The organism is Pseudomonas sp. B21-032 (assembly GCF_024748965.1).
Taxonomy (GTDB): Bacteria; Pseudomonadota; Gammaproteobacteria; order Pseudomonadales; family Pseudomonadaceae; genus Aquipseudomonas.
Map to the genome: position 1 here is coordinate 4,175,815 of NZ_CP087180.1, position 12,828 is coordinate 4,188,642.

The 12,828-nt window shown below is 63.4% G+C and carries 11 protein-coding genes; 1 reads left to right on the top strand and 10 read right to left on the bottom strand.

Annotated elements, in window-relative coordinates; genetic code table 11:
• Positions 1–35: 35 nt before the first annotated feature.
• From LOY54_RS19150 to LOY54_RS19195, 10 genes are all read right to left on the bottom strand, one after another.
• Positions 36–1,127, bottom strand: coding sequence for a lactonase family protein (locus tag LOY54_RS19150; protein ID WP_408980600.1), 1,092 nt, complete (start codon positions 1,125–1,127; stop codon positions 36–38).
• Between the two features lies 1 nt (position 1,128).
• A complete protein-coding gene (locus LOY54_RS19155; RefSeq protein ID WP_195884717.1) occupies positions 1,129–1,422 on the bottom strand; it encodes a DUF5629 family protein in 294 nt (97 codons plus the stop codon).
• 135 nt (positions 1,423–1,557) lie between these two features.
• Positions 1,558–3,939, bottom strand: a complete 2,382-nt coding sequence (locus LOY54_RS19160) for an RND family transporter (protein ID WP_093387402.1) — start codon at positions 3,937–3,939, stop codon at positions 1,558–1,560.
• A gap of 20 nt (positions 3,940–3,959) precedes the next feature.
• Complete coding sequence (locus tag LOY54_RS19165; protein WP_258607600.1) at positions 3,960–5,015, bottom strand: YCF48-related protein; 1,056 nt, start codon at positions 5,013–5,015, stop codon at positions 3,960–3,962.
• A 229-nt stretch (positions 5,016–5,244) separates the two neighbouring features.
• Positions 5,245–7,902 (bottom strand): aminopeptidase N, encoded by a 2,658-nt coding sequence (pepN, locus tag LOY54_RS19170; RefSeq protein WP_213603609.1) that lies wholly within the window; start codon positions 7,900–7,902, stop codon positions 5,245–5,247.
• A 14-nt stretch (positions 7,903–7,916) separates the two neighbouring features.
• Positions 7,917–8,747: a DUF2797 domain-containing protein gene (locus LOY54_RS19175; protein ID WP_258607601.1), complete on the bottom strand. Its 831-nt coding sequence runs from the start codon at positions 8,745–8,747 to the stop codon at positions 7,917–7,919.
• Entirely contained in the window at positions 8,744–9,004 is a 261-nt protein-coding gene (locus LOY54_RS19180) for a YeaC family protein (protein WP_045195064.1), read from the bottom strand. The genes LOY54_RS19175 and LOY54_RS19180 overlap by 4 nt, the downstream gene beginning before the upstream one ends.
• A gap of 14 nt (positions 9,005–9,018) precedes the next feature.
• Positions 9,019–9,891 carry a rhomboid family intramembrane serine protease gene (locus LOY54_RS19185; RefSeq protein WP_258607603.1) on the bottom strand — a complete coding sequence of 291 codons (873 nt, stop codon included), beginning with the start codon at positions 9,889–9,891 and terminating at the stop codon, positions 9,019–9,021.
• Positions 9,888–10,859: a metallophosphoesterase gene (locus LOY54_RS19190; RefSeq protein ID WP_093380644.1), complete on the bottom strand. Its 972-nt coding sequence runs from the start codon at positions 10,857–10,859 to the stop codon at positions 9,888–9,890. The genes LOY54_RS19185 and LOY54_RS19190 overlap by 4 nt, the downstream gene beginning before the upstream one ends.
• Entirely contained in the window at positions 10,859–11,749 is an 891-nt protein-coding gene (locus tag LOY54_RS19195) for an NAD(+) kinase (RefSeq protein WP_045195070.1), read from the bottom strand. The genes LOY54_RS19190 and LOY54_RS19195 overlap by 1 nt, the downstream gene beginning before the upstream one ends.
• Positions 11,750–11,882: 133 nt before the next feature.
• On the opposite strand from LOY54_RS19195, the gene LOY54_RS19200 reads away from it, so the two are divergent.
• The gene (locus LOY54_RS19200; RefSeq protein ID WP_258607605.1) at positions 11,883–12,827 is read left to right on the top strand and encodes a DUF1853 family protein; all 945 of its coding nucleotides are present in this window, start codon (positions 11,883–11,885) and stop codon (positions 12,825–12,827) included.
• Position 12,828: the final 1 nt, after the last annotated feature.

Genomic DNA, 12,828 nt, shown 5'->3' on the forward strand with positions numbered 1-12,828 from the left:
ATTGCAGCAGTAGCAAACATCAGCGCAATTGATAGTCAGTTGACGAACTTCAGGTCCGAGGGCGCATCCTGGGCCAGCTTCTGCACGGTTTCACCGAGCAAGCCACTGCGTGGATCACGGCGGATCACCACGATCTGGTTACTCTTCTGATTGGCCACCAGCAGGAACTTGCCGCTCGGGTCGAGGGTGAATTCCCGTGGATGATCACCTTCGACACTGCGCCGCTGCACCTGCATCAGCTTGCCGGTCTTGTCATCGACGGCAAACACCAGCAGCTCGTTGGCCGTACCGCGGTTGCTGACATACAGAAAGCGCCCGTCAGCCGACAGGTGCAAGGCCCCCGCCGCGCGGGCCGAGGCATCACCCTGTTCGGTCAAGGGCAGGCGCTGCAGCTCCAGCAGCTTGCCGTCCTGGTACTCGAACGCCACCACTTGCGCGCTCATTTCCAGGGTCAGGTAGGCATGCTTGCCGTCACGGTCGAACAGCAAGTGCCGCGGCCCGCTACCCGGCGGCAGGCTGACCGGCTCGAGCGCGCTCAGGGGCTGGGTGGGGCTGGCACCGTCGTAGCGGTAGACAAACACCTTGTCGGCGCCAAGATCACTGGCGAACACGTACTTGCCGTCGTCCGAGGACACCACCGAATGCACGTGCGGCCCGGTCTGGCGCTCCGGATTGACGCCGCTGGGCTTGTGCCGGTCCTGCTGCACCGAGGCCTGCAAGTGGCCGTTGCGGTCTACCGGCAACACACTGAGGCTGCCGCCCGGGGCGGGCAACACGCCGTAGTTGGCGACGAACAGGTAGCGCTGGTCATGACTGAGGCTGGAATGGGTCGGCTCGTCGCCCAGGCTGGGCACCTGGTTCAGAGCCTTGAGACTGCCGTCCTTGCCGATGGCAAAACTGCTGACCTGGCCGTTGCCGGCGCCATTCTCGTTGACCGCGAACAGCAGGCGCTTGTCGACCGAGAGGGTCAGCCAGGACGGGTTTTCACTGTTGAGCACCTGCAGCGGCGTGGGGTCGATCTGGCCGCTGTCGCTGTTGAAGCGATAACGGTAGATGCCCTCGCTGCTGCCTGCGGTGTAGCTGCCGACCAGCAGCTCATGGGCCTGGGCGGTGAACATCAGGCTCATGCTACTGGCGATCAGCAGGTTCTTCAGCAGGCGCGTCATCGTCATCCTCTTCGCGGGCACTAAAGGCACTCATACAGACTAGCCGATGCTCGCCGGTGTCGGCCGTGATCAGCCAGTCGGTACCTTCGAGCCGGGCGGCGCCGATCTGCTCCGGGGTGAACGACCATTGTTTACGAACGCGGCCGTCCATCAGCGCGATATGCAGGCCGGTTTCGTCGAAGGTGAAGTCAAAAGCGTGCAGGCCGTCGATCAGGAGCATGTCGCAGGATTCGAGGGCTTGGGAGAGGGTTGTCATTGCAGGGGTATCACTGGCGGGAAAAGCCCATGATACCTGAAAGCATCGCGGGTCAAGTCGAGTCGTCGCACCGCCGCTCCCACTGTGGGAGCGGCGGTGCGACGACTCGACTTGACCCGCGATTATCACCAGCAATCAATGGGCGAAAATCGAACCGCCCTGCTTGCCCGCCATTTTTTCCGGCTTGATCAGGAACCGCGCCAGTGCCGGCAGCAGCCACAACGCGCCGAACATGTTCCACAGCAACATGAAGGTCAGCATCAGGCCCATGTCGGCCTGGAACTTGATCGCCGAGAAGATCCAGGTGCACACGCCGATGGCCAGGCACAGACCGGTGAACAGCACCGCCTTGCCGGTGGACTTGAGGGTCTGGTAGTAGGCTTCCTGCAGCGGCAGCCCGGCACGCAGGAAACTCTCCAGGCGGCTGTAGATGTAGATGCCGTAGTCCACGCCAATACCCACGCCCAGCGCCACCACCGGCAGGGTCGCGACCTTGACGCCGATGCCCATGAAGGCCATCAGGGCGTTGCCCAGCACCGAGGTCAGCACCAGCGGCAGAACAATGCACAAGGTTGCGGCAAACGAGCGGAAGGTGATCATGCACATCACCGCCACGCAGATGTACACCAGGATCAGGATGGTCAGCTCGGCCGACTTGATCACCTCGTTGGTGGCCGCCTCGATACCGGCGTTACCGGCCGCCAGGAGGAATTCCAGGCCTTCCTTGTTGTGGGTGTCGGCAAATTCCTGCACCGCCTTGACCGCGCGGTCGAGGGTCTCGGCCTTGTGGTCGTTGAGGAAGATCAGCACCGGCGCCAGCGAGCAGTCGGCGTTGTACAGGCCATCGGCTCGGGAGATCGAGCTGTTGAGCACGTCCGGGTTGCGCGACAGGCTTTCCCATTTCAGGTTGCCCTCGTTCATGCCCTTGATCATCTGTTTGGACACGGTCACCAGGGAGATCGCCGACTGCACCCCCTGGGTGTTCTCCATCTTCCACATCAGCTCGTCGATCGGCGCCATGGTCGAGTGCACCGAGCAGCCTTCGGTCGGGGTCTTGACCATGACCACCAGCACGTCGGAGCTGGTCGAGTAGTTGTTGATGATGAAGGCGTTGTCCTGGTTGTAGCGCGAGTCCGGACGCAGCTCCGGCGCGCCCTGGTCGAGGTCGCCGATCTTCAGGTTCTGGCTGTACCAGAGGCCGCCACCGAAGGCCAGCAAGGCCAGGACGATGGACACCGGCGCGACCTTGGCGCTGGCAAAATTCGACAGCAGGCGCCAGAACGGATGCTCGCGGGTGGCGTCCTTCTTGCTGCGCTCGATGGCCTTCTTGCTGATGCCGACATAAGAGATGGCGACCGGCAGCAGGATCAGGTTGGTAAAGACGATTACCGCCACCCCGATCGAGGCACCGATGGCCAGCTCGCGGATCACGCCGATGTCGATGATCAACAGGGTGATGAAGCCCACGGCGTCGGCCAGGATGGCGATCATCCCCGGCAGGAACAGCTGGCGGAAGGTGCGCCGGGCCGCGGTCAGGGCGTTGTCGGCATCACTGGACTGCAAAGCGATGCCGTTGATCTTCTGCACCCCGTGAGAGATGCCGATGGCGAAGATCAGGAACGGCACCAGCATCGAGTACGGGTCGAGGCCGAAGCCCACCGCATGCATCAGGCCCAATTGCCAGACCACCGCCACCAGGGTGGTGATCAGCACGGCGATGGTGCTGCGGATACACCAGGTGAACCAGTACAGTAGCACCCAGGTGATCACCAGGGCGATGCCGAAGAACATCGCCACCATCATCAGGCCGTCGATCAGGTCACCGACCTTCTTGGCGAAGCCGACGATGTGCACCTTCACGTTGGGGTTCTGGGCCTGAAACTTGTCGCGGATTTTCTCTTCGAGCTGATGGGAGAATTGCTGGTAGTCGAGCTTGATCAGCCTGCCCTGGTCCTGCGGGTCGGGGTAGGACTCCAGCAGCGGGATGTCGATGATGCTCGACTTGAAGTTGTTGGCCACCAGGCGCCCGACCTGCCCGGACTTGAGCACGTTGTTGCGCAACTGGTCGAGGCTGTCGGCCGAGCCGTCGTAGGTCTGCGGGATCACCTCGCCGCCGGCGAAGCCCTCTTCGGTCACTTCGGTCCAGCGCACGCTGGGGCTCCACAGCGACTTAAGCCCCGAGCGGTCGACGCCGGGAATGTAGAACACCTCGTCATGCACCTGACGCAGGGTTTCCATGTAGTCCTTGCTGAAGATATCGCCGTCGGTGGCTTCCACCGAAATGCGCACGGTGTTGCCGAGGTTGGCCAGGTCGTTGCGGTGCTCGAGCATCTTCTCGATGAACGGATGTTCGAGCGGGATCATTTTTTCGAAGCTGGTGGACGGACGAATCTGCGTGGCCTGCCAGAACAGGAACACGCTAACCAGCAGGCAGATGAGGATCACCACCGGGCGGTTATTGAAGATCAGGCGCTCAAGCAAGGTCGCCTTGTCCTGATGGTGTTGCTGCTGATTCATGTTGAACTGCTCCTGACGGGTCATGGCTGCACTCCTTCGGCGCCCTTGGCCGAAGCCAGGTGCACGCCACCCTGGCCCACCAGCACCAGGCGCCCTGCATTCAGCCCGCTGACGCCGGACAGGGCGATGCGATCGGCCCGGTTGAACACGCTGAAGCTCTGGCCATCGTCGCTGCTGCGCAGCACGCTGCCGCCATTGCCCACGAGTACCAGGCTGCCATCATCGAGAAGCGTAGCGCTTGCCAGACCAAATTCGAGGTTGCCGCGCGCGGCTTTCAATTCGATCTGTTGCCAGCTATCGCCAAAATCCGTGGAGCGATAGAGGTTGCCGCGCAAGCCGTAGGCCAGCAAGGTACGCGACTGGGCGGTGCCGGTGACGCCGAACAGCGAGCCTTCATAAGGGCCTTCGAGCTTTTCCCAGGTCTGGCCGTCGTCGCTGGAGCGGAACATGCTGCCCTGCTCGCCAACGATGAACAGGCCGGCGTCTTTTACTGCGGCGATGCCGTTGAGGTGCAACTGGTCATCGTTAAGCAGCCGATCGCCAACATCGTTCCAGTGCTTGCCACCGTCGGTGGTTTCCAGCAATGCGCCATAGGCGCCCACGGCGATGCCGTGCTGCGTGTCTTTGAACCAGACATCGAGCAGCGGCGCTTCACGCTTGAGGTCTTCGAATTGTTTGTTCCAGGTGGCGCCGCCGTCGGTGCTGGCGAGGATCTGCGCATCGTGGCCGACCGCCCAACCGTGCTGGTCGTCGACAAAATAGACGGCGGTGAGCAGTTGCCGGGTCGGCACCTTGGCCTGGGTCCAGGACTTGCCCTGGTCATCGGAAAACAGGATATGGCCACGATCACCCACGGCGACCAGGCGTGCACCGGCCTTGGTGACGTCCAGCAGCAAGCTTTTTACCGCCTTGGACGATTGGGTGGAGTAGTCATCGGTTTGCGCGGCTGCGGCTTCGGCCGTATTGGCCCACAGCCCGATTGCCAAGACCAGCAAGCCGCTGGCGGCCAATGCCCAAGGGCGATTGCCGGCTTTACGCGCAGCAGCGCCGAGACCCGCCATGACAGGCTCAGTCATAGATCTATCCCCCGTTTATTGTTATTTGGGTCAATCTATATGCAGGTACTGCAAAAACCGTGTTCCAGAGCCCCGCAATAGCTGAGAGCCATCCTATCGGGGTTTGCAAAGGGCTGACAACGAACGGGACGTTATCTTTTGTTAAGCGCAGGATTTGCGGGGAAACAATCGCGGGTCAAGCCCGCTCCCACACTAAATGTGGGAGCGGGCTTGACCCGCGATGAGGCCATCAAGCCAGACTTTTGCTCACAACTTCATACACATCGCTGGACAGCGAACCACTAGCCAGAATCCGCTCCAGCTCGCCTTTCATCAACGCCTGACGGGCGCTGTCGTATTTGCGCCAGCGGGTCAGCGGCGCCAGTTGCCGCGAAGCGATCTGCGGGTTGAGGGCGTTGAGTTCGATCACCAGGTCCGCCAGGAAGCGATAGCCCGAACCATCGCCGGCATGGAAGTTGACCAGGTTCTGCCCGGCGAAGGCACCGATCAGGGCGCGGACCTTGTTCGGGTTCTTCATGGTGAAGGCCGGGTGCTGCATCAGCGCCTTGACCCGCGCCAGGCCGCCCGGCAGGGTGCTGGCCGCCTGTACGCTGAACCATTGGTCCATGACCAGCGGGTTGTCCTTGAAGTGCTCGGCAAAGCTTTCCAGGGCCTTGGCCCGCTGCGTCTCGAACGGCGAGTTGACCAGCACGGCCAGGGCGGTGAGGCGCTCGGTCATGTTGTCACAGGCGTCAAACTGCTCCAGGGTTGCAGCCAGCACTTCGGGCCGGGCGCTGAGCATCAGGTACGAGAGCACGATGTTCTGCAGGCTGCGACGGGCAAAGTGCTCGGCTTCGGCAACGTACTCGGTGCCACGCGATAGCGCGCGGTTGGCCTGGTAGCGTGCGTTGAGGGCATCGAACAGCTGCTCGGCGATCTGCTTGCGGGCGAACTCGCGGGCGGCGTGGATGGCATCGACGTCAGCCACTTCGCTGATTTCGGTGAGGTAGGCTTCGCTGGGCAGCGAGAGCATCTCGGCGACCATGGCCTGGTCCAGTTGCTCGTTGGCCAGTACCGTACCCAACGCGGTCACCAGGCGCTGATCCAGCACTAGCTTGGCGCCCTGCTGGTGCTGGGCGATCAGTTCCTGCAGCACCTGTACCGACAGTTGCTGGCCGGCTTCCCAGCGATTGAAACCATCGCTGTCGTGCTGCATGAGGAACATCAGCTGGTCACGGTCATACGGAAAGCTCAGCTTGACCGGGGCACTGAAGCCACGCAGCAAGGAGGGTAGCGGCTTGGCAGCGATGCCTTCGAAGGTGAAGGTCTGCTCGGCTTCGGTGACCGACAACACCCGCGAGGTGCCGTCTGCTGCCGCTTCACCTTGCAGGCGCAGGGCAATGTCGTTGCCCTGGGCATCGAGCAGGCCCAGCTCCACCGGGATCACGAATGGTTTTTTCTCGACCTTGTCCGGGGTGGCCGGGCAGCTCTGGCGGAACGTCAGGCTGTAAGTCTGCGTGGCGCTGTCGTAAGCCTCGCTGACTGCCAGGCGCGGCGTGCCGGCCTGGCTGTACCAACGCTTGAACTGGGTCAGGTCGACGCCGTTGGCGTCTTCCATGGCCTTGATGAAGTCATCGCAGGTCACGGCCTGGCCGTCATGACGCTCGAAGTACAGGTCGCTGCCTTTACGGAAACCCTCGGCGCCCAGCAGGGTGCGGACCATGCGCACCACTTCCGAGCCCTTCTCGTAGACGGTCAGGGTGTAGAAGTTGGAGATCTCGATGAAGCTGTCGGGGCGCACGGCGTGGGCCATGGGCCCGGCGTCTTCGGCGAACTGGTGGGTGCGCAGGTAGGCGACGTCCTCGATGCGCTTGACCGTGCGCGAGTTCATGTCGGCGCTGAACTCCGAATCACGGAACACCGTGAAGCCTTCCTTGAGCGACAGCTGGAACCAGTCGCGGCAGGTCACGCGGTTGCCCGACCAGTTGTGGAAGTATTCGTGGGCGACCACCGCCTCGACCCGCTGGTGCGCAGCGTCGGTGGCGGTTTCGGCGCGGGCCAGCACGCAGCTGGAGTTGAAGATGTTCAGGCCCTTGTTTTCCATGGCGCCCATGTTGAAGTCGTTGACCGCGACGATCATGAAGATGTCCAGGTCGTACTCGCGGCCATAGACTTCCTCGTCCCAGCGCATGGACTTCTTCAGGCTGGTCATGGCGTGCTGGCACTTGTCGATGTTTTCCGGCTCGACATAAATGCGCAGGGTCACGTCACGGCCCGACTGACGGGTGAATTTGTCTTCGACGCACCACAGGTCACCGGCGACCAGGGCAAACAGGTAGGCCGGTTTCATAAACGGGTCTTCCCAGGTCGCCCAATGCCGGCCATCTTCCTGCGGGCCAGTCCCGACAGGGTTGCCGTTGGACAGCAGCACCGGGTAGCGATGCTGCTCGGCGATCACCGTGGTGGTGAACTTGCTCATCACGTCCGGGCGGTCGAGGTAGTAGGTGATCTTGCGAAAACCCTCGGCCTCGCACTGGGTGCAGAACATGCTGCCGGACTTGTACAGGCCTTCGAGGGCGGTGTTGCGCTCGGGGTGGATCTTCACGCTGGTGTCGAGGGTGAAGGTCGCAGCCTTGGGCTGTACGGTCAGGTGGCTGTCATCGAGCTGGTAGTCGCCGGCGGCCAGGGCCTGGTCGTCCAGGGCGACGCTGAGCAGCTCCAACTGCTGGCCGTCGAGCACCAGCGGCGGCAGGCCGGCACCACGGGCCGGATTGCGGCGCATGACCAGCTGCGCGTGGACCAGGCTGTGGTCCTCGAACAGTTCGAAGGTCAGGTGGGTCTCGTCGATCAGGTATTCGGGGGCCTGATAGTCCTTGAGGTAGATCACTTGCGGCTGTTCGGTACGCATGTGGCGGTCCTTTTTTACTGATGCACGGCGAGCTGGTACGCCGTGTATTTGCGAATATTGATCACGCCGGTGTCGAAGATCAGGTACTGGCCCTTGATGCCCAACAGCGTGCCTTCAGCCACGGGGTTCTTGTCCAGGTTAAAGCTGACGATCTTGCTTGGGTAGGCCTCGACCGGGTAGCGGATTTCCAGCACTTCACCATCATTCAACGGCTGCACGGCCTGTAGGCCGAATCGTGCCTGCAGGGCAGTCAGGCCCTCGGCGCAGCTGTCGAACAGTTGATCGCGCACGGCAAGCAGGTCGACCGCCTCGGCATCGCCCTTGAGCAAGGCGCGCCAGTTGGTGCGGTCGGCCACCTGGCTGCGGAACAGGTCTTCGACCAGCCCCGACTGCTGGCGGGTGGCAACCCGCACGATCGGCAGCGCCTGGCTGGCGCCCTGGTCTAGCCAGCGGGTGGGCAACTGGGTCGCCCGGGTAATGCCGACCTTGATGCCTGAGGAGTTGGCCAGGTACACCACATGATTGGTCATGCAGAACTGCTCGCCCCACGAAGGTTCGCGGCAGGTGCCCTGATCGTAGTGGCATTTTTCCGGAGCCATGATGCACACGTCGCACTGCGCAAGCTTGGTCATGCACGGGTAGCAATAACCCTGGCTGAAGCTGGTCTTGGTCTTGCGCCCGCAGTGGCTGCAATGGATGGCACCGAGGTATTCCAGGCGCAGGGTCTTGCCGATCAAGGGGTTGACCGGCACTTCCTGCTCGCCCAGACGAAAAGCGTACTGCACCACCGGCGCATCGAGACGCGCCGACATTTTACTGATGGAGCCGCGGCCGAGTTCGATCAATGGATCGCATCCGACTTGAACAGGATGTTCGGCACCGGTGCCGACTTCGAGGCGCATTCCTGCGGGCCCATGTAACCGGTACGCTGTTCTTCCGGCAGGTTCTGCAGCTCCCAGGCGATCACCGCCTGCAGCGACAGCTCTTTCTGCTCGGTGGTGAGCTTGCGCCCGTCTGCCCATTTGCCCAGCTCTACCGCCAGTTTCAGGCTCTGGTAGATTTCCGGGGTGATGTTTTCAATCATTTGCGCAAAAGTGGACATAAGGTCTCCCAAAATCAAGCGGTCAGTTTACGCCGGGCCAGCGCCCCGCCCAAGAGCCCGCTGAGGCAACCGACCAACAGCCCGCCGACATGGGCGGCGTTGGCGATCTGGCCGAAGCCGAGCAGGCTGATCAAACCGGACAGGCACAGCAGCAGCCACACCAGCATCATCACCAGCACGCCGCGCGGCATGCGATACACCGGGTTGGGCGCCAGCCACTGGTACAGCCAGATGTGTCCGAGCAAACCGTAGAGCACCCCCGACAAGCCGCCGAACAGGCTCGGGCCGCCAAACAGGTACTGCGCCGCGTTGGACACCAGGCTGAACAGCAAGGTCAGGCCGAGCAGGTTCCATGGCCCCTGGCGCAGTTCGATGCGCCGGCCCAGTTCCCAGTACCAGAGGCCGTTCATGGCCAGGTGGAGGATGCCGAAATGCACCAGCATCGGCGTGAACAGGCGCCACCACTGGCCATCGGCAAGGCTGGCGGCCAAGGGGGTGAAGTACAGGTAGTCGCCCTGCACGCGAAAATCGAGGAAGGTCAGCCAGCTCAAGGTCGCGAAGTTGTCGCCAAGGCCAGTAAGGCCGGCGACGATCAGGCACAGCAGGAGGATCGCCGCCGTGGCCTTGCTGGCGCGCAACTGCTCGCCGATGCTCGGACGCGCCGGCGGCGCCAGGGCGGCATCGGCCGGCAGTTCGAACTCGGCATTGCCCGCGGGGAAACGCTGGTAAAGCTGGCGTACGTCTTCGGCGAGGTTCTCGGCCACCCACAACACCTGGTCACCGCCCTCCTCGCTGACCCGGTGCGGCACCTGCAGGCGCCGCAACAGGCCGACAAAGCCGCTGAGATCGGTACTCAACGGCATGCGTAGTACCACCACTGCAGTCATTGGCTGGCCTCCGGCCGGTCGACATCAACCCAGACGAACTTGCGCGGGTCGATGCGGGTTTCAGCATCCAGGCGGTAAGCGACCAGTTTGCCGTACAGCACCGCACTGTAGTCCAGGCAGGCCAGGTTGGCGCGGATCGGCGCCGGCTTGCCGCTGCGCCAGTAATGGCCGACGAACAGCATCGGCTCGTCCTCGCTGTAGCGCAGCAAGGCGTTCTTCTGGCTGTGGCTGAGCGGCGCACTGGCCACCTGCTCGGGCAACGCATCGGGCTGGAAGACGATATCGCCGTAGGTCTGCGGGTCTTCTTCCCAGAACTTGGTGCGGAAAAACGCCCGGGTCAGGCCGTCGCCGCCGGTCAGGGTCAAACCGTCCGGCAGGCGCATGTCGGTGCCGCGCAACAGGCGGTTGCAGACTGTGGCGGCAAAGCTCTCAGGCACTGCCGAAGCCTGGATGAAATGCTCGTCGATGCGCCCGTCCGGGTACTGCTGGCGCAACGGGTCGATCAGCCGCGCATCCCAGCAGGCATGGACAACGCGAAAACGCCCGGCGTCGATGAACAACGGCAGTTCGTAGAACCACTCGAGAAAGTCATGCCAGTCGCCTGGATGCTGTTCGAACTGGGTCAAGGTTTCGTAGATCAGCCGGCCGTGGCGCGGGGTGTGCTCGCGCACGTAGTGCTTGCCGCTCTCGGGCAACGCCGGGGTGTTCCAGCCCAGGGCGTTGTACTCGTGGTTGCCCATGATGCAGTGGGCCTGGCCGGCCTCGACCATGTCATGGACGATGTGCAGCGCTTCGCGAATCCGCGGGCCACGGTCGATGATGTCGCCAAGGAACACGGCCTGGCGCGACGGATGCCGCCAGACGCCACCCTGGCGCTTGTAGCCGAGGGCGTCGAGCAGGCGTTCGAGGGTATGTGCACAGCCGTGCACGTCACCGATCAGGTCGAAACTGCGAGCGGGATCGAGCATCACTCGCCTCCACCACCCAGGCGGCTGCCCCAGCCGAGCTTGGTCCGGCATACCTCGTAGTAATTGTGATCCAGCGGATGGATCAGGCGCAGCTTCTGCGGCTTCTTGTTGACCGTGATGGTATCGCCAGGCGCGCAGGTGAAATGGTTCTGGCCGTCGCAGGAAATCTGCGGGTAGATCTGCAGGTCCTTGGACACGACGATCTTCAGCTCACTGTTGCCGTCAACCACGATCGGCCGCCCCGACAGCGTGTGCGGGTACATCGGCACGATGACGATGGCGTCGAGCTTGGGGTGCATGATCGGCCCGCCCGCCGACAGCGCGTAGGCGGTCGAGCCGGTCGGGGTGGCGACGATCAGGCCGTCGGCCTTCTGGCTGCAGACGAACTGGCCATCGATGTAGATCTCGAACTCGATCATCCGCGTCGACTTGCCCGGGTGCAGCACCACATCGTTGAGGGCGTCGCCCTGGCCGATGGCTTCGGCGTGCCGGCGCACTTCGGCCTGCAGCAGGAAGCGGTTTTCCACCAGGTAGTGGCCGTCGAGCACCTCGGCGACCTTGACCTCCAGCTCATCGGGGCGGATGTCGGTCAGAAAGCCCAGGCTGCCACGGTTGATGCCCAGTACCGGAATGTTGTGCCGGGCCAGGGCGCGGGCGGCGCCGAGCAGGCTGCCGTCGCCACCGACGACGATCACCAGGTCGCAGACCTCGCCCAGCAGCTTGCGGGTCGAGGTTTGCAGGCCGTGGCCGGGCAGGACTTCGGCGATGGTGTCCTCGAGGATCACGTGCAGATGCCGCGCCAGCAGGAATTTTTTCAGTCGGCGAATGGTATCGAGCACCTGGGAGCTGCCCAGACGTCCGATGATACCGATATTGCGAAATTGCTCCATGGGGCTCCAGGGCTCTGCGGCGGGTAAAGAGGCGATTCTCGCCAAAGAGTCCGATTATGGGCGAAAGCGCCGGGCAGCGGCAAACGCCGGAGAAATTCAGCAAGCGCGCAGGCTGAGCGGCTATGCTCGCAGAATGAACCCGTTCCCCAGCCTGACCGACCTGCCCCGCCAGTTGCGCCAGCCCCAGGTGCGCGACCTGGCCTGGGTGATCCTGGCGCCGCCGATGCTGCGCGACACGCCGTGGCCGCAGCGCCACCCGCTGGCGGCCAGCCGCTGGGTAGCCGAGCCTGAACAACTGCGCCAGTGGCTGCTGGCACAAGACCGCGACAGCCAGGCCCTGCTGCACTGGCTGGCCCAGGCCAGCACCCGGCGCCTGGGTTTGTACTACGAACGTCTATGGCAGTTCGTCCTCCAGCATGCCCCCGGCGTGACCCTGTTGGCTGCCAACCTGCCGATCCGCAATGGCGGGCACACCCTAGGCGAGCTGGACCTGTTGCTGCGCGACAGCGACGGTGTGCACCACCTGGAGCTGGCGATCAAGCTGTACCTGGGGCCGCAGAACGGCACGGGAGAGAACCCGGCGCAGTGGCTGGGGCCGGGTTGCCATGACCGCCTGGACCGCAAGCTTGCCCACCTGGCCGAACACCAGTTGCCGATTTCGGCGCGCGCGGAAAGCCGCGAAGCGCTGGCGGCGCTGGAGATCGAGCAGTTCAGTGCGCAATTGTGGCTGGGCGGTTACCTGCTCTACCCCTGGCCGGGGCAGGCGCAAGCGCCGCGAGGGGCCAACCCGCAGCATTTGCGCGGGCTCTGGTTGCATCAGCGGGACTGGGCGTCATTGCAGGCGCAAAGCGCGGCTGGTCGCTGGCAGCCGCTACCGCGCCATGCCTGGCTAGCGCCGGCCTGTTATCCGGCGCAAGACTGCTGGTCGGTGCAGCGCTTCGAAACCTGGCTGCAGGCCCTGGACCCGCTGGCACCGGCGCAGTTGCTGGTAAGGCTGGTCGAGGGCGAGCGTGGCGAGTGGGAGGAAGCCGAGCGCTTGTTCCTGGTCTCTGACCTTTGGCCCAATCTTCCCGGGTAAA